Below are 21,960 nucleotides of genomic sequence, written 5' to 3' on the forward strand. Positions count from 1 at the left end.
GAAGTGCAAACATGCACAGGGACTTTATGCACAGGTGCATAGGTCACTTCAAGGCATGCAGGTGCACCGCCAGCAGTAGCTTGATCAGCAGCATGAAGGCCACGCCGCCCACCGCTACCGCGGTGGTGACGATCAGCACCAGCCGCGCCATGCCCTTGATGGCCACGCTCCACCGCCATCTCATGAATAACGCCTCAAAGCGACCACCCGCCGATGCCCGTGCGGCGCGCGACCGAAGCCCATCGTCGCCTGCTGCGGGAAACCTGTTGGCGAAGCCATGCCGTATCCACTATTGCAGTGCTTCGGGCTTGAAGCTGTAGCGGTGGCTCTTCCGGCCAGAGGCGATGCCGATGTCGTAGCCGTAGACCAGCTCGACGATCACCGCATTCTGGGAGGTCACGTCGGGGAACTTGCTGGCCATGATGCGCGCGATATCGCGGGCATAATTCTCGTCGTCCACCATGGAGGCATCGAGGTTGAGCGAGGCCACCAGATAGTGGGATGTACGGCCATTCACCGACACAAAGCTCTTCTGCACCGTCGCTCGGCTTACATGCGGCTGCACGGAAACAGCCTGGTAGACCGACGTGAGGTCGGCCAGCCAGCCACTACCCATAAGACGCTGGCCCAGCATCGCAGCCGCCACGGGAAGCACGATCAGCAGGCCCACCACCACGCCATGTCCACGCCATACCGGCGAGAGCGGCGCAGGTACTTGGTCGTCCGCGACGCGCACCACATAGGTGCCGACCGCCAGATCATGCAGCGACTGGCGCGTGCGGCGATTGAAGATATACAGGTAGATGCTCGACAAGCCCGCACCGAACACGATGATCCCCAGGGGGTAGCTCCACCACGACTCGAGTTGCGGCTGGCCCAGCGGCAGGTTGTTGAGAAAGAACGGAAGCCCCAGCACGGCGTAGCGCAGCAGCGACTTGGGCAGGGCGATGCATTGACCGCCCGCATCCACCACGCGCAGACCAAGCAGTTTCTTTCCGGGCGTCTGACCCTCGCCGTAGCGGCTATTGAACAGGCCGAAGTAACCCAGCGCGATGATGAAACCCAGCACGCGTCCGTAGATACCGAGCCTGGCAAGGCCATCGAAACTGAGCGCGCCGATGAAAAGACCGCCCAAACCCAGTATCAGAGCATCGATGGCAAATGCGCCAAGGCGCCGCCAGAAACTCGCAATGACCAACGCGGGCCGGCCTGCTTCCTGCATCATGATGATGACTCCCTCGAAATTCCCGGCAGTGTGCCGCACTGCCTTGCGCCTGACGAGCCGGCGAATGCTTAGCGCCGCGTGGCCAGCACGCCATCCAAGGCCAGTTCTGCCTTGAAACCGGCTTTTTCCAGGCGGCGGGCGACTTCGCGCGGCACATCGCGATCGCTGGTGAGTTTGTTGGGGCTGCCGGTGTAATGGAACATCCGACCGCCCCGACGCAGCACGCGGGCGAGCTGATCGTAGAACACCTGCGAATACAGCTCGCCGGCAATGCCGAAGCGCGGCGGGTCGTGCAGCAAGGCGTCCACCGAGGCGTCGCCGATCTGCGCTACGGCCTGCGATACGTCCGCGTGGGTCAGTTGCAGGCGGCCACCGCTGGCTGGCGCCTCCGGATCGGGCGACCACGGATTGAGCGTGCGCAGCCAAAGCACATCCGGGTTCTTTTCGAACGAATGGATGCGCGCCACGCCAGCTTCCAGACAACACGCGGCGAAGTAGCCAAGGCCGCCGCAGGTATCGAGCACCACCTTGCCGCGCGGTTCGACCAGGGCGACCTTGCGGCGCGCATCCTCGAAGGGCGACTCCTTGGCGGTGGGCAGCATCTTGATGCCGTCGATCTCGAAGGTAGGCGCGCCCCATGGCGTGGGCACCAATTTGATCAACGAACCGGAGAAGCGCGAGACCGCCGAAAACGCCTCGCCATCCCAGTAATAAAGGGTGCGGTCCTTGAGCTTGCCCGGGTAGGCGTAGCGCTGGCCCAGCCACTGCCACGCGTCCGCTTCCAGTACGGCGCTGCCCTCGGTGCGCCCCAGATCCAGCGAGCCCGTCCAGGTGCCGGCCCCGCTATCGCGAGCGGCCAGCAAGGCGGTGCCAGTGGATAGAGTGAGCAAGGGGCCGGAATAGTGCGACACGGGGTGAATCTCCTGCAGAACGGGGTACGGCAACGGGTGACGATCAGGTGCCGCGCGGCTTGGCGCGATGGGTGGCCTGGGCCGTCCAGGGGTCGTCGGGCCAGGGGTGGCGCGGGTAACGCCCCTTCAGCTCTTTCTTCACCTCGGGGTAGGTGCGCTCCCAGAAGCCTTTCAGATCCTGCGTGACCTGGATGGGACGGCCCGCCGGGGACAACAAGTGCAGCGTCACCGGCACGCGTCCGTTGGCCACGCGCGGCGTATCGGCCAGCCCGAACAACTCTTGCAGTTTCACCGCCAGTACGGGCGGTTCGTCCTCGGCGTACTCGATGCGACGATGCATGCCGCTGGGCACGGTGAGGCCCTCCGGTGCTTGCGCATCGAGTTGGCGACGCTGCTCGTAGTCGAACAGGCTGCCCAGTGCCTGGGAGAGTTCCTCGGCACTGAGCGCGTCCAATCGACGCTTGCCATGGAGATACGGCGCCAGCCAGGTATCGAGCGAGGCCAGCAAGGCGGCGTCCGATACATCCGGCAACCCCAGTTCGGGCACCCACGCTCGCAGCGCCTGCATGCGCGCGCGCAGGCGGCGAGCCTGTTCACTCCACGGCAACACATCGATGCCCTTGCTGCGGATCGCCGCAAGCAGGGCCGGCAGCGCGTCTTCCGCGTTCACCGGTACGCTGCGACGTTCCAGCACGATGGCGGCGAAACGATGTTCTTCGAAAGCCTCCACCGCATCGCGCTCGTCGTTCCAGCGCAGCACGCGTTCGCGGCGGAATTGCGCCGGGTAGTCGCGTTCGAGCACGCGTGAATCCAGCGGCGCGGCGGCAAGAATCAGGCTATCGCGCGCTTCGAAGCGCACATCGAGCGCCACCAGCCAGGGCTCGCCAAGCAATGCGGTGTTCTCATGCAGACGCGCACCACGGCCGTTGGCAAGCGTGTAGCGCAGCGGATTGCTGTCGTCACGCCGCGCCACGCGATCGGGAAACGCATGTAGCAACAGATCGCCCACGGTGTGGCTGTCGGGCACACCGGTAGCGGCGCTGCGCACCTCCAATCGACGACGCCAGCCCTTGCTGGCTTGTTCGATGGCGGCGAGCGCACCGGCATCGGCTCCACCGCGCGCACCGGCGGTGCTGCGATCGCGCCACACATGCAACGCACCGAGCCGCGCGCGGAAGTCATCCGTGCGCGCGTTCTCGCCACGCAACGGCGAACGCGCTTCCATCAAGGCGAGCAGGTCCGCCACCAAGGCGCGCAGCTCGGGCGCGGCGCGCAAGGCGGCGGCGCCGAGGCGGGGAGCCGCACCTAACTCCAGCATGTCGCGGCCAAGCGCGGTAATGCGCCCATCGCCGGCCAGCGCACCCCATTGCGTGAGCAGCTCGCGCGCCTGCGCCAACGCGCCGGCCGGCGGCGCATCCAGCCACGGCAGGTCGCTGCCACCGCTGGCGGTGATGCCCCAGGCCGCCAGCTCCAGCGCGAGGCCGGACAACTCCGCCTGCGCGATTTCCGCCGAGCGCGACGCATCCAGCCGCTTGCTCTGCGGCCACAGGCGATACGCGGTGCCTTCGGCCACGCGGCCGGCGCGGCCCGCGCGTTGATCGGCCGATGCCTGCGCAATGGTCACCGTCTCCAATCGAGTAAATCCGGAGTTGGGATCGAATCGCGGCTCGCGTGCCAGGCCGCTATCCACCACCGCGCGAATGCCGGGCAGCGTCACGCTGGATTCGGCGACGTTGGTGGCCAGCACGATGCGTCGCGTACCGGGCTCGGCGGGGCTCAGCGCCGCCTGCTGTTCAGCCAGCGACAGCTCGCCATGCAAAGGCACGATGACGATGTCATCGTCGAGTGCGCTTTCCAGCACCGCTTGCACACGCGCGATCTCGCGGCGACCGGGCAGAAACGCCAGCACGTCGCCGTCGTTCTCCTGCAACGCCTGTCGTGCCACGCGCGCAAGCTGATGTTCTACGGTCTCCTGCACGCGCGCCGCGGGATATTCGACGCGTACCGGAAAGCTGCGCCCCGGGCTGCTGACGCGTGGCGCATCCAGCCACTGCGCGATGCGCTCGCCGTCCAGCGTCGCCGACATCACCACGATGCGCAGATCCGGCCGCAAGGTGCCCTGCACATCCAGCGCCAATGCCGCGCCAAGATCACCGGCCAGGTGACGCTCATGGAATTCGTCGAACAGGATCGCGCCGATGCCGCTCAGCTCGGGATCGTCCTGGATCATGCGGGTGAGAATGCCTTCGGTGACCACTTCGATGCGTGTGGCGGCGCTTACCTTGGCCTCGAAACGGATGCGATAGCCTACGGTCTGCCCCACTTCTTCACCGCGCTGGCGCGCCATGAATTGCGCGGCGGCGCGCGCGGCAATGCGGCGCGGCTCCAGCATCAACACGCGCTGTCCGTCCAGCCAGGGCGCATCGAGCAAAGCCAGCGGCACCTGGGTGGTCTTGCCCGCACCCGGCGGAGCCTCCAGCACGAGACGCGGATGCGCCGCCAACGACGCGACGATCTCGGGTAGCAGCGGGGTAATGGGGAAGGACGGCGGGGTACTCATCGCGCACATGATAGCGGGCGCCGCCTTGCCACCCCTCATCGCACGGCGCATGGCCGCTCCCCTGGGGAGCGGCCGGCCTGGATTTACGGGTGCTGGGTGTTGCTGCCGCCGGTGCTGCCCGTGGTGCCGGTGGAGCGCAGTGGCGCCAGCGATTCGAACTTGCGCTGGTACTCGTCGGTGACCTGCTTGGCTTCCTCGGCGCTGGTAATCACGCGGGGGGTAATCAACACGATCAGCTCGGTACGGGTACGGTTGTGACTGGTAGTACCAAACAGGCGTCCCAGCACGGGGACGCGATTGAGTCCGGGGATGCCCGTATCCGTGTTGTTCTCGTTCTGCTGGATCAAACCGCCCAGCAATACCGTCTGCCCGCTCTGCACGGCAATCTGCGTACCCACCGCGCGTTGCTGGATGGTGTAGTTGCCCTGCGAGTTGGCCGCACCCGTGGTATTGCTCACCTGCTGCTGCACATTGAGATACACCAGGCCGCCGGGATTCACGCGCGGCTGCACGTCGAGAATCACGCCGGTGGGCAGATAGCTCACACTGCTCGCGGTGGAGCCGGTGGGCGTGGTGCCCAGGCCGGTGACGATGGAGGTCTGGTTGATCGGCACCTGATCGCCCACCTGGATGTGAGCCACCTGATTGTTGAGCACGACCAGCGACGGCGCGGAAAGCGTCTTGGTATTGCCGTTGGTTTCCAGCGCGCTCAAAGCCACCTGGAACTTGCGATTGCTGCTCAGGAACGAGTAGAAGAACGGCTCGCCGCCGTATTGGTTGCCGCCCGAGCCCAGCGCCACCTGGCGATGCATGCCCGGCGGGATATTGGTCGCGCCGTTGACATTGCCGTTGCCATCGTAGGTCGGCGTGGAGCCGGCCAGACCCTGCAGATACCACTGCACGCCGAACTCCAGCTGCCCGGTGAGATCCACCTCGAGGATGCGCATCTCGATCTGCACCTGCAACGGCACGTTATCCAGCCGCTTGATGGCCTGTTCGATCTCGCCCCATTGCGACGGCCGCGCGCGCACCAGCAACTGGTTATTGGTGTCGACCGAGCTGATGCGGATGCTGCCGTCTTCGGAGGTGTACTGCTGGCCCGCGCTGTTGTTGGCGCCGCCATTATTGTTGCCGGTACCGAAGGCGGCGCCGCTGGCGCCGTTGGTACTGCCAAAGCCACCGCTGCTGCCGTTGGTGCCACCCAGCGCATTGGTGCCGTTGGTGGAGTTACCAAAACCACCCGCGCTGCCAAAGCCGCCGCCCGTACCGTTTACGCCACCGGTGGTGCTGCTGCCGAAGCTGCCGGCCATGCTGCCCATGCCGCTGGCCGAGCCATTGGCATTTTCGCCCGCACCCAGCGTGGCGCCGTTGAGGCCTGGCCCCACGCGGCCGCCATTGCCGCCACCACCGTTGCCGTTGGTGTAGATCTGCGCCAGGTATTGCGCCAGGTCCGACGCCTTGATGTTGCGTACGTCGTAGACGAACAGCTCCGGCTCATTGCCACCGCCGCGATCGATCTTGGTGATCCATTCGCCCACTTCCTTGAGATAGTTGGGCTGTGTGCTGATGACCACCAGCGCATTGGTGCGCTCGATCGGAATGAAGCGCAACATGCCGGCCAGCGGCGTATCGCCCTTGGCGCCGAACATCTGATCGAGCTGCGGCATCAGCTCGCCCACATTGGCGCGCTGCAGGCTGAACACGCCCACCGACATGCCGCGCAGCCAATCCACGTCGAAGGTGCGGATGGTGCGCTGGTAGTTGTCCAGCTCCTGCGACGAACCGGACAGCACGATCAGGTTGCGCGACGGGTCTACCAGCAGCACGGAATCGGCGCGGGCGAATGGCTTGATCAGTTTCTGCATCTCGTTGGCGGAGATGTAGCGCAACGGGAACAGTCGCGCCTGCATGCCACCCTGCGGCGCCACCGCGTTGAGGCTGGGAACCAGGTTGCCGGCCACGGCATCCTTGGCCGGCATCACCACGTAACGGCCATCGCGCATCACCAACGCGTTGCTGGTCCACGACAGCAGCGTCTCCAGTATCGGCAATGCTTCACTGCTGTCCACCGGCTCGGAGGTGGAGAACGAGATATTGCCCTGCACGCCAGGCACGATGGTGTAGTTCTGCTTGAGCAGGTCGCCAAGAATCGCCTTGACCACCGCCTGCACCGGTTGATTCTCGAAATTGAAGGTGACCGCGCCATCGCCGCTGGCGGCCTTGCGCGGTTGCGCCAGGCCCACGCCATTGACGAATTGTCCGGTGCCGGCACTCAGATCGGGGTGCGCGATGGTCTTCTGGTCGGCGCCGACACGGGTGTTGAGTGGCAACGATTCCGGCACCGGCTTCTCGGTACCGGCCATGGCCTCGCGCTGCAAGGCGCCATCGTCGCGCGGTGGCGGCAGCGATTGGCACCCGGCCAGCCAGAGAGCCATGGTGAGCGTAGCGATGCGGTGCATCCGCGGCGTGCGCTGGGTGGACATAAATCAGTGTGCTCCCTGGGTGGACGCATCTTGTTGTTGCTCGGCGCGTCGCTTCTGAATGGCTTCTTTCAACTGACGGATTCGATCCGCCTGGGCGTCATGGATCTCACTGGCCTGCGGGGGCGGCGGCGACACAGGCATCGGCATGCTCTGCGGCGGCGGCGCACCCACCATCATGGCGCCCGGCGGCAACACCGGCGCGCCATTGGCTGCCGTGTTCGGCGGCGTGGGCGCATTGGGCGATGTCTTGGGCATGTCGATGGGCGCGCCGGCGGGCAGGTCGAGCTGGGTGCGACCGCTGGAGGATTCGAACACGGCGGCGCGCGGTTTCAACTCGGCCAAACGCCAGCTGCCGTCGGGCAGCGTATCGCCCTCGCGCACGCGCACTTCGTGATCGCCGCTCTTGTCGTGCAGCAACGCCATATGCAGGGTGGAGGTAAGAATGATGCCGGTAAGTTGCATGTCGCCCAGGCTGGCGCCGCCGCTGGCGGTGCGTAGCGTGGGTTTGCGATCGGGGTTGAACAGCGGCTGCGTCCAGACCACGGCGAACTGTTCCAACGGCGCGGGCGTCGGCAAGCCTTGCTCACGCGCTTGCGGCAGCGGCGTCGCCGGACGCGGCGGCCCCCACTGCACACCGCGACCGATGCCGGCCAGCAACAACAGCAGGAGCAGCGCGAACACGGCGGCGATACCGCCGAGCACCGGTGTAAGACGACGTTGACCGGCGGCGTTCACGGTGCACCTTCCTGTTCGGCGTCGCTGGTGGAGGCGCGCGGCTGGCGCACATAGCCGGACAGGGTGAACTGCACTTCCAGCGGAGCGGCGGCCTGCTGCAACGCGGCCACGGGATTGCGGTAGATGCTGAGGTCATCGACGAACAGGTACGGCGTGCCCTGCTCCAGATCGTGCAGCGTCTCGGCCAGGGGCTGCACATCGCAGCGCAGGCTGATGCTCACCGCTACCTTGCGGTAAGGCTCGTCCGGGCCGGCCGGGGGATTGGGCACCGGCATCTTCTGGGTGACATCGCAGGCGCCGCCCTGCGGATGGGCGGCCACGGCATCCACCACATGCTGCATCAGTCCAGCGGCAGCGGCGTTGGGGTCGTCTTCCGGCAGGAACGCGTGACTGGAGGCCTGGCCCGCGCCCATCGCTGCGATGCGTTGCTGCAATTGCGGCTTGTCGGCAATGGCCGCGGCAAAGCGTGCATGCGTGTCGCGCAAATCGTCCATCTCGCCATGAATGGCTTGCAGCGGCGCCACGAACCACCAGTGCAGCAAGACGAAGTAACCGATCACCACCACGAGCAACAGCAACAGGATTGCCGCGATACGACTTTCGCGCGGCTTCAGGGCGGCAAGCTTCATGGCGAGCCTCCCGCCGTGGAGGACGCCGTGGCGACCTTGCCCTTGGCCTCGGTGGGTTTGCGCAGGTGCGCGACCATGTAAAAGCGCTCCTTGCCCGTCGCCGGATCGACCTGGATGGTGCCCTGGAAGTTGGCGTCGGTAAGCACCGGCGAGCCCTTGAAGGCATCCACCAGGCGTGCGGCCTGCGGGCTTTGGCCCTGGAAGCCGACCTGCCCGCTGTTGTCGATGCTCAGGCGCTCCAGCCACGCATTGGTGGGCAGGCGCTGGCTGATGTCCTGCATCACGGCGAGCGCGGATACGGTGACGCGCTTGCGCTCGGCGAGGAAGCCCGCCGCGCCGGCGTTGTCCTGCAATTGCTGACGCAGGGAGGCCACCTGCGCCGCTTCGGCGCGCATGCCCTCCACCTCGCCGCGCATCTGCTCCAGCGCGGCGTTTCGGTTATGCAGAAACTGCAGCAAGGTCAGCACCAGCAGCACGATGGCCGCCGCGCCCAAGGCGAGATTCAAGCGCTGGCGCGGATGCTGCCGGCGCGGCAGCAGTTCGGGCGGCAACAGGTTGGCGCCCAGACGATCGACGCCCACGGCGACATCGATGGCATCCACCTGCAAACCGGACGAGGCCAGGCGCGCCAACGTGGGATCGAGCGTGGCGCGCGGCACCACCACCAGCTCGGCGGCGAAGCGGCCAGCCGGCGCGGCGGCGCGCAGTTCGCGCACGTCGTAGCGCACCTGCTCCACGCGGAACGGCGTCTGCCGATCCATCTCGAAGGCGCCGATCTGTAACAGGTTGTCACGCGCGGCCAGCGGCAGCTGCAAGCGTGGGCGCAATACGGCAGCGGGGTCCAGCACCAAGGCCAGGCGCAGATCTTCGTTATCCACACCGCGCAAGGCGTCGCGCAGCGCCACTTGCTGACTGGCCGCATCGAGCTGGCTGCTCCAGCGCGCCAGCGGCTGCGCATCGCCTGCACGACGCAGGACCCATTCGTCGTCGTCCAGTTGCAGCAGATGCCAGGCCAGGCCACCGCCAAACCGGGTGCGCCAGCGCGCGGGCAGCAACGCCGCCAGCTCGCCGCTCCACCACGCGATAAAACGCGGCAGCGGCGAGCCGCGCCACGCGCGGCGTGCACGATCCAGCTGCGAGCGCAGCGGCAAAGTTGCCGAATTCATTCCCCGTCACCCTCCTGCCAACGCAGTACGGCATAAGGCGACGCGCCTGCCCGGGCGCCCTGGAGGCGCACCGTGGCGCGCAGGATCGCGCGCGTGCCGTCAGCCAGCGTGGCCTCCGAACGAATACTATGCGTTAGTCCCTGAGCAACGGCTAGGCCTGGCGGCTGACCGGGCTGCCCTGCTTGACGCGAAGCCGTCAGCGCCTGCGCCTGCTGCGGCGTCATGCCGGGAATGGCCGCCAGCGCCAGCGGCGGCGCGGTGGCGGGATTGGGGCTTTGCCGGCCCGACCACAACGTGACCTGCGAAGCCACCGTGCGATACACGGCAGGGTCCATGCCCAGCACCATTTGCAACTCCTCGACGGTGGCGAACGGGCCGTGGCGCGGACCGTAATCCTTGCCAGCCTGTGCATAGGCTGCGTTGGGCACGTTACTTGGCGGCGACAGCGAGAAGCTGCGCCAGTCCACCACGTTCTGCGTCAGCGCCTGCGCCTGGGCATCGGCCATGCCGGCGGCGCGGAACAGGTTAGTGAGCACATCGGGCGAGGCGGCGTTGAGATCCACCTTGCCGCTTTCGTCGACGATGCTCACGTTGATGCGGGCGCCGTCGAAAGTGAAGGGATAGATGCGCCCATCCGGCAGCCAGCGCTGTTCCGTCTGCGGGTCCTGCAGGGCAGCGATGGCGCGCATTACGCCCGCTTCCGCCGCATAGTGCGCCTGGGTCTGCGCGAACTGATAGCGCGCCTGCAGGCCTTCGGTGCGCGCCAGCATGGCGTAGCCACCGAGCAGGATCGCCAGCAACGTGCACGCCCACATCACCACCAGCAGGGCGACGCCACGCTGGCGCGAGGGCGGCATGGTCCTGGCGCGCGTCATGGCACGTTCCGCCGCTGCAGGCCTTGCAGCAAATCCACCTGGCCCTGCATGGCCGACGCATCCACGCGCAGCGGCGCTTCCAGCTGTGGCCAGTTGGAGGTGCCGTCGAGCTTGAGCGCGATGCGCACGATGCGCGGCATGGCGCGCACGCTATCCCAGTGATCGCCCCAATCGCCGGCCTTGTCCGGCGTATCGGGCGAGCGATAGCTGAATTGCCCATCGACGATGCCATCCACCAGCACCTCCGGTGGGCCCAGCGATTTGGCCGGGCTGCCATCGGGCGGCATGAGGGCGAAGCTCGCCTCCAGGCGCCAGCCACCCTTGCCGTTGGAAACCAGCTTCAACTGCTGCAATTGCGGCCCGAGCTTGCCCAGGTAACCCGGCAGCGGGGCGACGTAGCGCATTTCGTGCGCATCGCCGGTGAAGAATTGGGGATCGCCCTTGTCGGTACGCGCCAGCGGCACGGCGCGCGCCTGAGCCAGCTCGCGGCGCAGGAACTGCTGTGCCGAGCGCACTTCGTCCAGGCGTGCGATGGCGCGCTCGCCGGAGCGCACGGCGTGCGTCGCGGTGCGCACGCCGCCGTACACGCCCAGCAGCAAGAGCGCGAGCAAGGCCAGCGCGCCCAGTACTTCGAGCAGGGTAAAGCCACGGGCGTGCTTCATGAGCCGTTGTCCGGCTCGGGCCCGAGCGCGCGCAAGGTGCTGAAATGCGCCGAGCGCTCGCGCAGGCGCGGCCCCCAGATCACGTCCAGATCCAGCTTGAACATGCGGATCGACGCATTGGCGGAGGCGCCCGGCGCACTCCACGGGCTCACCACCAGGCGCCAGCGATAGTGCTGGTCGAAACGCCCTTCCGTGGTGCCCGGGCGCAACGGCGCGGTGAGGTCAACGGTGTCGAGCATGCTGCGCGCCCATAGCGCGGCCTGGCTGTGATCGTCCGCGTTGCGGGTGAGCGCGATCGAGCCGCCCGCCACTTTCATCAAGGCGGCAAAGGCAATCGCCAACAGCAACATCGCCGCGATCACTTCCAGCAGGCTGAAGCCGCGCTGTCGCTTCATCGCGACGCGCTCGTATCGGCCACGCTCACCGCACCGGTAAGCCAGGACACATTCACCTGCCACTGGCGCCGTTCGCGCTGCAAGGTGACATGGCCGCCCGTGGAACTGCCATCGGGAAAGAAACGGATGCGCCCGGTGTGATCGTTGACCTGGTCTTCCCGCGCACTGGTGATGCCGATGCGCATGCCCGATGGCAGGCGCACCGGCTCGCCACGGTCGGCGCGATAGGTATTGGCGCGTGTATCCACCTCAAAGGTATGTTCCTCGCCGTGCACGATGGCCTGCGTGCGCGTGGCGCGCAGCGCGGCGGCCAGTTCGCCGCTGGCCGCGCTAACGCGTGCACTGGCCAGGCCCTGCGTCACCGATACCGCCACCGCAGCGGCGGCGATGCCGATCAGCAGGATCACCGCCAGCATTTCCAGCAAGGTGAACCCGCGCTGCGCGCCCACGCGCGCGCCGGCCCGAGTTGCGGGCAGCGGCGATAACGCGTGGGGCGCGCACGTGGGCATGCTTACTGCCAGTTGCCCACGTCGGCGCTGTAGCCGTCGCCACCGGGCTTGCCGTCCTGACCGTAGAAGATCAGGTCGAAGCTGCCGTGGTCGCCGGGGTACTTGTAGCCAAACTCATGCCCCCAGGGATCTTTCAACTCCGATTCCTTCGCATACGGGCCCTGCCAATTGCGCGCATTGGCCGGCTTGACCAGCAGATCCTGCAGCTGCGCCGGCGGCGAGCCGTTGTCCAGCGCGTAGTTCTCCACCTTCTGGCTGAGTGTGGTGAGCTGGGCCTTGCCGGCGCCGTACTTGCCCTTGTCGACGTTCTTGCCGACCTGGGTCACCACCACCGCGCCGATGATGCCGATCAGCACGATCACCGCCAGCATTTCCAGCAGGGTGAAACCACGGGAAGCATGGGGGCGATGAAGAGAACGATGTCGCATGAGGTACCTCGTGTGTTTCGAAGTGGACGGCAGCGCCAAACTGACGCGGAACTACTGGATGTTGCTGGTAAGACTGAGCAGGGGCAGCAGGATCGCCGCCATGATGATCGCCACCAGCACGGTCATCACGATGGTCAACGCGGGCACCAGGGCGGCGAGCAGCCGATCGATAGCACGGCGACTTTCCAGCTCGAACGTATCGGCCACCTTCAACAGCATGGTGTCGAGCTGCCCGGCCTCCTCGCCTACCTGCACCATTTGCAGCGCCAGCCGCGGAAAGCGCTGCGCCTGCCCCAGTGCAAAGCTCAATCCCGCGCCGCCCTTGACCTGCTCGGCGGCCTGCTCCAGGGCCTGATCCAGCGCGCGATTGGCCGTAACCTGGCGCGCAATGCCCAGCGCCGAGAGCAGCGGCACGCCGTTCTTGAGCAAGGTACCCAGCGTGCGCGCGATGCGCGCGGTCTGCACCTTCAACAACAAGGGGCCGACCACGCGCACAGTGAGCAGGCGTGCGTGCCAGGCCAGAAGCTGCGCCGGATCGCGCAAGCGCGCGCGGACGATGAACCCACCCACCACCAGCATGCCAAGAATCAGCCACCACCACGACTGCAAGGCGCCACCCACGGCCAGTACGGCCTGGGTTATCCAGGGTATCGGCACTTGCATGTCTTCGAAAATCGGCACGAACTGCGGCACCACGTAGGCGAGCAGCAACAGCAGCGAACCGAGCACACCCACCAAGAGGAACGCCGGATAAATCAGCGCATTGATGATGCTGCCACGCAGTTGCTGGGAGCGCTCCAGGTATTCGGCCAGGCGATGCAGCGTGTCTTCCAGCGACCCACCCGCTTCGCCCGCGCGAACGAGGCTGATGTAAAGCTTGGGGAATACGCTGTGCTCTTCGTCCAGGGCCTGCGACAGCGGCGTGCCGCCGCGCACGCGATCGCGTACGCGCTCGATCAGCTTCTTGGCGCGCTCGCCCTCGGGCAGTTCCATCAGGATGCCCAGGGCGCGATCCAGCGGCTGGCCCGCGCCGAGCAAGGTCGCGAGCTGATGGGTGAACTGGGCCAATTGATCGCCGGTGAACGGGCCGCGCCGCAACAACGCGGACAGCCCGCTGCCACTGCCGCCGGCATCCGCGGCCTGCGCATCCAGCGGGGTGTGGCCTTGATCCTGCAAGCGGCTGATGACCTCGTCGAGGCTGGCCGCTTCCATCTGACCCTGCAACATTTCGCCTGCCGCGCTGACAGCGCGATAGCTGAACTGGCTCATGAGTACACCCTCATGAGTACACCGGCGCCTGCGCACGCCCGCACCGGTACGCGTTCGCCTCACTCACGCCTTGGCGGAAGCGAGGGTGCGCGCTGAGGATGCGTGTCGCGGCGTCAGCCTTCCTGCGTGACACGGAGCACCTCCTCGATGGTGGTAATGCCAGCCACCGCCTTGGCAATGCCGTCCTCGTACATGGTGCGCATGCCTTCGGCACGCGCCAGGCGCTCGATTTCACCCGCATCGGCGCGCTGCATCACCATGCGGCGCAGCGGATCGCTCATCACCAGGAATTCCATGATCGCGCGGCGGCCGCGATAGCCCGTGGGGTTGGCGGCACTGGTGCCGGGCTTCCACAGGCGGATCGGGCGTTCATCGGTGTACTTGTGCAACTCGAACTGCTCGATCACTTCGGGCAGCGCTTCATACGGAATCGCCGTGGCCGGATCAAGTCGGCGGACCAGCCGCTGTGCCAGGATGCCGTTCACGGTGGAGCCGAGCAGGTAATCCTCCACGCCCATGTCGAGCAGGCGCGTGATGCCGCCGGCCGCGCTGTTGGTGTGCAGCGTGGAGAGCACCAAGTGACCGGTGAGCGCGGACTGGATCGCGATGCGGCATGTCTCCAGGTCGCGCATTTCGCCGATCATGATCACGTCCGGATCCTGGCGCACGATGGAGCGCAGCGCACCGGTGAAATCCAGGCCGATCTGCGGCTTCACCTGAATCTGGTTGATGCCTTCGATCTGGTACTCGACCGGATCTTCCACCGTGATGATCTTTACGTCGGGCGTGTTGATCTTGGACAACGCCGTGTAGAGCGTGGTGGTTTTGCCTGAGCCCGTGGGACCGGTGACCAGCAAGATGCCGTGCGGGCGCTCCAGCACATCGATAAAGCGCTGCTGGAAGCTGTCGGTGAAACCCAGCTCGGCGAAGTCGAACACGACCGACTCGCGATCAAGGATACGCATCACCACCGATTCGCCGAAGCTGGTGGGCACGGTGGATACGCGCAAATCCAATTCCTTGCCCTGCACGCGCAGCTGGATGCGACCATCCTGCGGCAGGCGGCGCTCGGCGATATTGAGCTTGGCCATGATCTTTACGCGCGAGATCACCGCGGCCGTGGAGCTGGAGGGCGGCGCTTCCACTTCGTGCAGCACGCCGTCGATGCGGTAGCGCACTTTCAGACGATTCTCAAAAGGTTCGATGTGCACGTCCGACGCGCGCTGTTCCACCGCGCGCTGCAGGATCAGGTTGACCAGGCGAATCACCGGCGCCTCGGAGGCGAGGTCGCGCAGGTGCTCCACGTCGTCCTCCACCGCAGCGCTGCCATCGAGGTTTTCCACGATGGTGCCCATGGCGGAGCGACCCGAGCCGTAATAGCGCTCGATCAGGTCGTCGATTTCCGAACGCAGGCCAATGCGCAACGCCACCGGTCGACCGGCGGCAAGGCCGATGGCCTGCAAGGGATAGGGATCGGCCGGATCGGCCACTATCAAACCCAGGCCATCCTCGCCCACCCGCACCGGCACCACGTGCTGCTGCTTGAGGAAACGGCTGGAGATTTCCAGCTCGGCGGGTGGCAGTTCCGGCGCCTCGCGCGCGCCCAGCAACGGCGTTTGCAGGAGTTCGGACCAGGCTTCGGCCAGATCGCGCTCGGAAACCAGCCCTAAGCGAGCCATCAACGCGGTGAGCGTGCCTTCGGGCGACTCCTCGTGGAGCCGGCGAGCGCGGACGAGATCGGTATCTTTCAGGCGCCCACGGGTAACCAGCAGCGCACAAACCGCCGCTTCGCGGCTATCCATCGCCGCCTCCCCGCTAGCCGCCGACCTGGCCACTGCCGACATGCGTTCACCCCGCTTCCTGTTCTTGATTCTGGCTTCGCAGATGCCGCCCCCAACGGCACCAAAGAAGCATTGTTAACACACCCGTCGGGCACGACGCGAGCGCGGTTTCTCGCCGCGCATCACAAACTCGACCACAATCACATCCACATGTTCCGGGCCCGAGGGTAAATAACCAGGATGACGGTTCGCTTGCCGAGCGGAGCGAAGGAAATCGGCGCTCGCAAGAATTCGCTGCCGGAAACGAAGCCGGCGCCCGCAGGCGCCGGTTCGTTGGTGGCTGAACAACTATCGCGGTACTTACCCGCCGTACTTACCAGCCAATACCCACGCCCACGCCACCGGAACTTTCGCCACCGCTGATCGCGGCGCCGAAGGTGACATTGGCGTTATTGCTGACCTGGCGCGAATAGCCCACCGACAACGCCTGCTGGTCGCGGTAGCCGCCCACGCCCACGCCGAGGCGATTGGCGGTGTTGATGCCCTGCGTACTGAAGGACATCTGCGCCATCGCCGTGCCCATGGCGCCGACCCGGTTGACCCGACGGTTCATGGTGTTGAACTGGTCGTTGACCTGATCGCGCAGGGCGTTCAACTCCGTGCTGCTGGCGAAACTGCCCAGCTTCTGGTCGGTATAGGCCTTGGACTGTTGCAGCGTGCGCTGGTCACCGGCATCGGCGTAGGTCTTGGCGGTGCTCAGCGCGTCCTGCACCTGACCGTAGTTGGCCGCATCGGTCGCCTGCGTACCGGCCGCCACATTGGTGACCTGTCGCTGCGCCGCCGCCGTGCCCACCGATACGGTGTTGGCGCGATCGGCCACCGAACCCTGCCCCAACGCCACCGCGCCATTGGCGGTCACCGAGGCTCCCTGGCCTATCGCCGTACCGGAGGCCGCCGAGACCGATGCGCTCTCGCCCACCGCCACCGCATTGGTGCCCGCCGCCGCAATGGTGGTGTTGGCACCCAGCGCCACGCTGCCATCCGCGTGCACCTTGGCATTGCCGCCGATGGCGGTGTCGTTGGGGCCGGCCGCGTAAGCATCGCCACCCACGGCGGTGCCGTAGCTGCCACCCGCGCTGGCGCCATGCCCCATGGCCACGCCCTTGCTGCCCTGAACCACCGAGGCCGAGTTGCTGCCATCCACCTGGGCGCGGTCGCCCACCCCATTGGCGGCCACCGTGCCGGTCAGGGTATCCATGCGCTGCTGGACCGCGCTCAATCCGTCGAAGGCGTTGCGCAAGGCGCCATCCAGCGCACTCAGGGCATCGCCGACGGTGTAGTAGCTGCTGCCCTGCGTCCAGTACGACGGGCCGGTGATCTCACCGCCGCTACTCATCTTCACGCTGCCACCCAGCAAGCCGAGCACGCCCTGCAGCTGGCCGACATTGGCGGCATCCGTAGCGATGCCGCTGGTGGCGACATTGCTGATCACCGTGCCGCCATTTCCGGCCAGCACGATGCGCTGCTTGTCGCTGCCTTCGTACATCACCGCGCCATCCAGCGTGGTGCCCACGCCGCTGATCGCCGTCTTGAGCTGCTTGAGGTTCACCGCATCGGTGTCCTCGCTGCCATCGGCCAGGTGCGTGATCTGACGCTCCGCGCCATCCGTACCTACCGAGACGGTATTGGCGCGGCTCGCTTCACTGTTGGCGCCAATGGCCACCGAATTCTCGGCACCCGCTTGCGCGTTGAAGCCCAGCGCCGCGCTGTTCTGTCCAAACGCCACGCTGCCCGCGCCCAGCGCCGTGCCGTTGTCGCCGAACGCCCAGCTACCCGTGCCAAGGGCGGTGGCATTGACGCTGCTGATACCCAAAGCGGCATAGCCGGTTTCCGCCCCCGAACCGATGGCGATGCTGTCCTTGCCCGCGGCCGATGCACGCGCGCCCATGGCAATGCCGCCGGCGTCGTACGCCGCGGCGCCGTAGCCTGCCGCCAGCGACTGCTCACCCTTGGCATACGCCACCGCGCCCAGCGCGGTGGAGAGATCGCCCGCCGACTCCGCGCCAAGACCCAGCGCGGAACTGGCGAAACCGCCAGCCTGCGCGCTCGCACCCACCGCCGTACCGCCGGTGCCGGCACTGGTGGCACTGGTGGTGATGGGTTGCTCGTGCGCGTCGGTGAGCAACGCCGAGCCATCTTCGTCCACCGCCTGACCACCCACGGCCACGCTGCCCGCGCCGGTCGCCTGCGCCCCTGCGCCGTACGCCGAGCCCTGCAACGCCGCCACCGCACCGAAGCCCGTCGCGGTCGCATAGTCGCCGTTGGTGTTGGCTCTGCTGCCGAAGGCGGAAGCGCCCACGCCGAATGCATTCGCACCCGCGCCTACCGCCGTGGTGCTGGCGTCATTGGCTACCGCGCGATAACCCATCGCCGTGCTCTCTCTGCCATCGGCGATGCTGCCGGCGCCCGCCGCGACGCTGTGGTTGCCAAAGGCTGCGGCGTCTTCGCTGCCGTCGTCCTTGCCGTCGACCGCAAAGAAGCGGCTGGGCGATTGGGCCGCGATCATCGCCGCGTCGAGCTGCGCTTTGTTCACCGCATCGGTGCCTTGCGTGCCGACCGCCACGTTGGTGATCTGACGCTCAGCGCCCGCCGAACCCACCGATACCGTGTTGGCGCGCGTGGCCTGGCTGTCGGCGCCGATCGCCACCGAGTTCACCGCGATGGCCTGTGCATTGGCGCCCAAGGCGGTGCTGTTGACGCCGTAACCCACGGCGCCGTAGCCAGCCGCCAGCGACTGCTCGCCCTTGGCATAGGCCACCACGCCCAATGCGGTGGAAAGATCGCCTGCCGCTTCCGCGCCGAGACCGAACGCGGAACTGGCGAAACCGCCAGCCTGCGCGCTCGCACCCACCGCCGTGCCGCCGGTGCCGGCACTGGTGGCACTCGTGGTGATCGGCTGGTTGTTCGCATCGGTAAGCAGCGCCGAGCCATCTTCGTCCACCGCCTGACCACCCACGGCCACGCTGCCCGCGCCGGTCGCCTGCGCCCCTGCGCCGTACGCCGAGCCCTGCAACGCCGCCACCGCACCGGAGCCCGTCGCGGTCGCATAGTCGCCGTTGGTGTTGGCACTGCTGCCGAAGGCGGAAGCGCCCACGCCGAATGCATTCGCACCCGCGCCTACCGCCGTGGTGCTGGCGTCATTGGCTACCGCGCGATAACCCATCGCCGTGCTCTCTCTGCCATCGGCGATGCTGCCGGCACCCGCCGCGACGCTGTGCACGCCGAATGCAGCGGCATCGTCGCTGCCATCCTGCTTGCCATCGGCCGCGAAGAAGCGGCTATGGGTCTGCACATCGGCGAGCGCGTCGTCGAGCTGCGCCTTGTTCACCGCATCGTTGTCCTCGGTACCCGCGGCCACACCGGTGATCTGGCGTGTCAGCTGGTGCGCCACGTCGCCCACGGCCACCGTGTTGGCGCGATCAGCCCACGAATGGGCACCAAGCGCCACGCTGTTGGCCGCCAGGGCCGTAGCGTAATCGCCCACGGCGACACTGCTCGCACCCGATGCCCACGAGTTGGTGCCCAGCGCAGTGGCATTGGCGCCCGGCGTATAGGCGAGGTAGCCCACGGCCGTACTGTTGAAGCCGCTGGCTTCGCTGATCGCACCGAGGGCGATGGCATTGTCACTGGTGGCTTTCGCACCCGAACCCAGCGCGGTGGCGTTTTCGCCGCTGGCCAAGGTCTGGATGTAGATGCCTTCGCCGGGAATCAGGTCCGCCATGCCACCCAGCGCGACGCTGCCATTACCGGTCGCCGCGCTTTGCGCGCCCACGGCGGTCGCGAAGTTGCCGGTGGCATTGGTCACCGCACCCAGCGCCAACGACTGCTCGCCCGTGGCGTACGCGCCCACGCCGAAGGCCGACGCCGCAAAGCCACTCGCCTGCGCGCTGGCACCCACGGCGGTGGCCACCGTGCCACTGGCGATGGCGCCGGTGCTCACCGGCTGGCCATCGCTGTCACTCACGATGGGATTGCCGTCATCGTCGACCGCCTGGCCACCGATGGCGATGGCGCCACCGGCACTGGCTTGCGCGTTCGTACCGAAGGCCGCGCTGTGCACGCCGCTGGCAAGGCTGCCGTAACCGGCGGCCGTGGCGTAGTCGGCATTGGTGCCGGCGCCATGACCAAACGCCGAAGCGCCGATGCCAAACGCATTCGCGTCAGCGCCAACCGCCGTGGCGCTCATGTCGGAGGCAACCGCGTTATAGCCCACCGCCGTGGCCTCCCTCGCATCGGCGATGCTGTGGGCGCCGGTCGCGGTGCTGCGCTCGCCAAACGCGGCGCTGCCGGCACCGGTGGCGGTGCTGTCCTTCGCACCGGCCAAGGCGTCGGCACCGGTGGCGGTAGCGCGCTCATCACTGGCCTGCGCATTGGCGCCATAAGCCGACGCATGCTTGGCGGCAATGGCGCCAAAGCCCGTCGCGGTGGCGTAATCGCCCGTGGTGTTGGCATTGCTGCCAAAGGCGGAGGCGCCCACGCCCATCGCCATGGCGTTGGCGCCTACGGCGGTGGTGTTCGCATCGTCGGCCAGCGACCGGTAACCCATCGCCGTACTTTCACTGGCGTTGGCAATGCTGCTGGCACCGGTGGCGGTGCTGCGCGCGGCAAAGGCGGCGCTACCCGCACCCAGGGCGGTAGCGTCGTCCGCCTCGGCCCCGGCCTCGGTGCCCACGGCGGTGCTGCGCTTGCCTACGGCCAGCGTATTGGCGCCCAGCGCCATGCTGTTGTCACCCTGGGCATGCGCCAGGAAACCCAGCGTGCTGGCATGCAGGCCTTCGGCATAGCTGCCGCTGCCCACCGCCGTGCCGCCTTCGAGTTTCGCGGTGGACAAGGCACCCAGCGCACTCGACTGCAGACCCGCGGCCGATGCCAAGGTACCTACCGCGGCCGAACCCAGCCCAGCCGCCGAGGCGCCATTGCCGAAAGCGCTGGCGGCGATGCCCGCCGTGGTGGTGCCCTGATAAAGCACGCCCGGCACGTTGTAGATCAGATCGCCCACGTCGGCGCGACCACCCACCGCCACGCTGTACTTGCCGGTGGCGCTGGCGCGATCGCCGATGGCCACCGTTTCCGCTGCCGTGGCCTTGCTGCCCTGACCGATCGCCACGGCGCTGGCGGTGCTGGCCTGGCTGGTCTGGCCAATGGCCACCGCGCCGGCCGCACTGGCCTGGCTGCTCTGCCCGATCGCCACGGCGGCGCTGGCGCTCGCTGTCGCACTGGTGCCCATGGCAACGGCATTGCTGGCCGACGCGCTCGCACCCGAACCCACCGCAATGCCATTGCTGCCGACGGCCGTTGCCGCGGCGCCGGTGCTGTTGACCTGGTAATACTTGCCGCCCTTGGTGTTGAGCTGCACGGCAAAGTTGTCGAGTGCGGTAAGCGCATCCGATACCTTGGCATACGTGCCGGTGCTCAAGACGTACTTGGGCGCGGTGAATACGCCCGTGGCGGCATCGAAACTCGCACCGCCACCCAGCGCGCTCGTCGCCGCCTGCGCCACCGCGGTCAACTGACCATAGGTGGCGGCATCGTCGGCGTTCATGGCGTTGGCCACATGGGTGATGCGACGGGTGATGGTGCCGCTGCCGACGGACACCGTGTTGTCCTGATCGGCGATGGAAGCGGTACCCAAGGCAACGCTGTTCACACCGCTGGCCGTGCTGCCTGCGCCGAGCGCGATCGCGCCGATGCCGCTGCTGGTGCTGTAGCCGCCGATGGCGATGCTGTTGTCGTACTTGGCGTTGGCGTAGTGCCCCACGCCCACGGCATCGATGCCAAAGGCCTGGGCGTTGTAGCCCAGGGCGGCGGAACCCGTGGCAAGCGCCAATGCATGGGCGCCGTAGGCCACGCTCTGGTACTGCGCGATGGCGCCGCTGCCGGCGGCGAGACTGCCGTTGGTGGCGATCGGCTCGATCCACGGCTCGTCCGTCGTATCGGCAACGATTTGTCCGGCGCTTGCGGCCGGCGCCCCCAGCGCCAGGGCCACGCCCATCGCCAACGCGGAGATGCCGGCGCGCGCGCCGCGCGTCGTTCCGCGCTTGCCGTCCGCACGGGCCAGTTCACTGGCCACCACCAGCATGCCCAACGACTTGTTCCACACCTTGCTGTAGATCCTGTTCACCGACGTTCTCCCCAAAATTGATGCTTGCGATCGATGGGCTGCCCGGTTCCCCGGTGGCCCGCCCACATGGCCGCAGCGCATTGCTGCGGCTTCATCGGGACGCACGCTCCCGAGGCGACCGCGCGGGCCTCCTTGGCATGTGTTCCTTGCG

16 protein-coding genes are annotated in these 21,960 nt (G+C 67.1%); all 16 read right to left on the reverse strand.

Annotated features, from left to right (window positions below; all coding sequences use genetic code 11):
• Positions 1-43 precede the first annotated feature (43 nt).
• Positions 44-184 (reverse strand): hypothetical protein, encoded by a 141-nt coding sequence (locus JHD67_RS07430; RefSeq protein ID WP_199098534.1) that lies wholly within the window; start codon positions 182-184, stop codon positions 44-46.
• A 105-nt stretch (positions 185-289) separates the two neighbouring features.
• Positions 290-1,225, reverse strand: coding sequence for an RDD family protein (locus JHD67_RS07435; RefSeq protein WP_199098535.1), 936 nt, complete (start codon positions 1,223-1,225; stop codon positions 290-292).
• Positions 1,226-1,293: 68 nt separating this feature from the next.
• Positions 1,294-2,136, reverse strand: a complete 843-nt coding sequence (locus JHD67_RS07440; RefSeq protein ID WP_199098536.1) for an SAM-dependent methyltransferase — start codon at positions 2,134-2,136, stop codon at positions 1,294-1,296.
• A gap of 43 nt (positions 2,137-2,179) precedes the next feature.
• On the reverse strand, positions 2,180-4,696 hold the full coding sequence (gene hrpB, locus JHD67_RS07445) for an ATP-dependent helicase HrpB (protein ID WP_199098537.1): 2,517 nt from the start codon (positions 4,694-4,696) through the stop codon (positions 2,180-2,182).
• An 83-nt stretch (positions 4,697-4,779) separates the two neighbouring features.
• Complete coding sequence (gene gspD / locus JHD67_RS07450) at positions 4,780-7,179, reverse strand: type II secretion system secretin GspD (protein ID WP_199098538.1); 2,400 nt, start codon at positions 7,177-7,179, stop codon at positions 4,780-4,782.
• Between the two features lie 3 nt (positions 7,180-7,182).
• Positions 7,183-7,914 carry a general secretion pathway protein GspN gene (locus tag JHD67_RS07455; RefSeq protein WP_199098539.1) on the reverse strand — a complete coding sequence of 244 codons (732 nt, stop codon included), beginning with the start codon at positions 7,912-7,914 and terminating at the stop codon, positions 7,183-7,185.
• Positions 7,911-8,543: a type II secretion system protein GspM gene (gene gspM, locus JHD67_RS07460; protein WP_199098540.1), complete on the reverse strand. Its 633-nt coding sequence runs from the start codon at positions 8,541-8,543 to the stop codon at positions 7,911-7,913. Before gspM ends, JHD67_RS07455 begins: the two co-directional genes overlap by 4 nt.
• Complete coding sequence (locus JHD67_RS07465; RefSeq protein ID WP_199098541.1) at positions 8,540-9,709, reverse strand: PilN domain-containing protein; 1,170 nt, start codon at positions 9,707-9,709, stop codon at positions 8,540-8,542. Before JHD67_RS07465 ends, gspM begins: the two co-directional genes overlap by 4 nt.
• Positions 9,706-10,584, reverse strand: a complete 879-nt coding sequence (locus tag JHD67_RS07470) for a type II secretion system protein GspK (protein ID WP_199098542.1) — start codon at positions 10,582-10,584, stop codon at positions 9,706-9,708. The genes JHD67_RS07465 and JHD67_RS07470 overlap by 4 nt, the downstream gene beginning before the upstream one ends.
• Complete coding sequence (locus tag JHD67_RS07475) at positions 10,581-11,246, reverse strand: prepilin-type N-terminal cleavage/methylation domain-containing protein (RefSeq protein ID WP_199098543.1); 666 nt, start codon at positions 11,244-11,246, stop codon at positions 10,581-10,583. The genes JHD67_RS07470 and JHD67_RS07475 overlap by 4 nt, the downstream gene beginning before the upstream one ends.
• Entirely contained in the window at positions 11,243-11,641 is a 399-nt protein-coding gene (locus JHD67_RS07480) for a prepilin-type N-terminal cleavage/methylation domain-containing protein (RefSeq protein WP_199098544.1), read from the reverse strand. The genes JHD67_RS07475 and JHD67_RS07480 overlap by 4 nt, the downstream gene beginning before the upstream one ends.
• Entirely contained in the window at positions 11,638-12,090 is a 453-nt protein-coding gene (locus tag JHD67_RS07485) for a GspH/FimT family pseudopilin (protein WP_343214330.1), read from the reverse strand. Before JHD67_RS07485 ends, JHD67_RS07480 begins: the two co-directional genes overlap by 4 nt.
• A 62-nt stretch (positions 12,091-12,152) precedes the next feature.
• Positions 12,153-12,578, reverse strand: a complete 426-nt coding sequence (gene gspG / locus JHD67_RS07490; RefSeq protein ID WP_199098546.1) for a type II secretion system major pseudopilin GspG — start codon at positions 12,576-12,578, stop codon at positions 12,153-12,155.
• Positions 12,579-12,629: 51 nt separating this feature from the next.
• Positions 12,630-13,847, reverse strand: coding sequence for a type II secretion system inner membrane protein GspF (gene gspF, locus JHD67_RS07495; protein ID WP_199098547.1), 1,218 nt, complete (start codon positions 13,845-13,847; stop codon positions 12,630-12,632).
• A 113-nt stretch (positions 13,848-13,960) separates the two neighbouring features.
• Positions 13,961-15,649 carry a type II secretion system ATPase GspE gene (gspE, locus tag JHD67_RS07500; protein WP_233171714.1) on the reverse strand — a complete coding sequence of 563 codons (1,689 nt, stop codon included), beginning with the start codon at positions 15,647-15,649 and terminating at the stop codon, positions 13,961-13,963.
• Positions 15,650-16,001: 352 nt separating this feature from the next.
• Complete coding sequence (locus tag JHD67_RS07505; RefSeq protein ID WP_199098549.1) at positions 16,002-21,809, reverse strand: ESPR-type extended signal peptide-containing protein; 5,808 nt, start codon at positions 21,807-21,809, stop codon at positions 16,002-16,004.
• Positions 21,810-21,960: the final 151 nt, after the last annotated feature.

This window comes from Dyella sp. ASV21, from assembly GCF_016428975.1.
GTDB lineage: Bacteria > Pseudomonadota > Gammaproteobacteria > Xanthomonadales > Rhodanobacteraceae > Dyella.

Bases quoted from the DNA above. Each gene is read 5' to 3' on its own strand.
- JHD67_RS07435 (WP_199098535.1), bottom strand. From the start codon at position 1,225: ATGATGCAGGAAGCAGGCCGGCCCGCGTTGGTCATTGCGAGTTTCTGG.
- JHD67_RS07465 (WP_199098541.1), bottom strand. From the start codon at position 9,709: ATGAATTCGGCAACTTTGCCGCTGCGCTCGCAGCTGGATCGTGCACGC.
- JHD67_RS07430 (WP_199098534.1), bottom strand. From the start codon at position 184: ATGAGATGGCGGTGGAGCGTGGCCATCAAGGGCATGGCGCGGCTGGTG.
- gspE (WP_233171714.1), bottom strand. From the start codon at position 15,649: ATGGATAGCCGCGAAGCGGCGGTTTGTGCGCTGCTGGTTACCCGTGGG.
- gspF (WP_199098547.1), bottom strand. From the start codon at position 13,847: ATGAGCCAGTTCAGCTATCGCGCTGTCAGCGCGGCAGGCGAAATGTTG.
- gspM (WP_199098540.1), bottom strand. From the start codon at position 8,543: ATGAAGCTTGCCGCCCTGAAGCCGCGCGAAAGTCGTATCGCGGCAATC.
- JHD67_RS07470 (WP_199098542.1), bottom strand. From the start codon at position 10,584: ATGACGCGCGCCAGGACCATGCCGCCCTCGCGCCAGCGTGGCGTCGCC.
- gspD (WP_199098538.1), bottom strand. From the start codon at position 7,179: ATGTCCACCCAGCGCACGCCGCGGATGCACCGCATCGCTACGCTCACC.
- gspG (WP_199098546.1), bottom strand. From the start codon at position 12,578: ATGCGACATCGTTCTCTTCATCGCCCCCATGCTTCCCGTGGTTTCACC.
- JHD67_RS07480 (WP_199098544.1), bottom strand. From the start codon at position 11,641: ATGAAGCGACAGCGCGGCTTCAGCCTGCTGGAAGTGATCGCGGCGATG.
- JHD67_RS07475 (WP_199098543.1), bottom strand. From the start codon at position 11,246: ATGAAGCACGCCCGTGGCTTTACCCTGCTCGAAGTACTGGGCGCGCTG.
- hrpB (WP_199098537.1), bottom strand. From the start codon at position 4,696: ATGAGTACCCCGCCGTCCTTCCCCATTACCCCGCTGCTACCCGAGATC.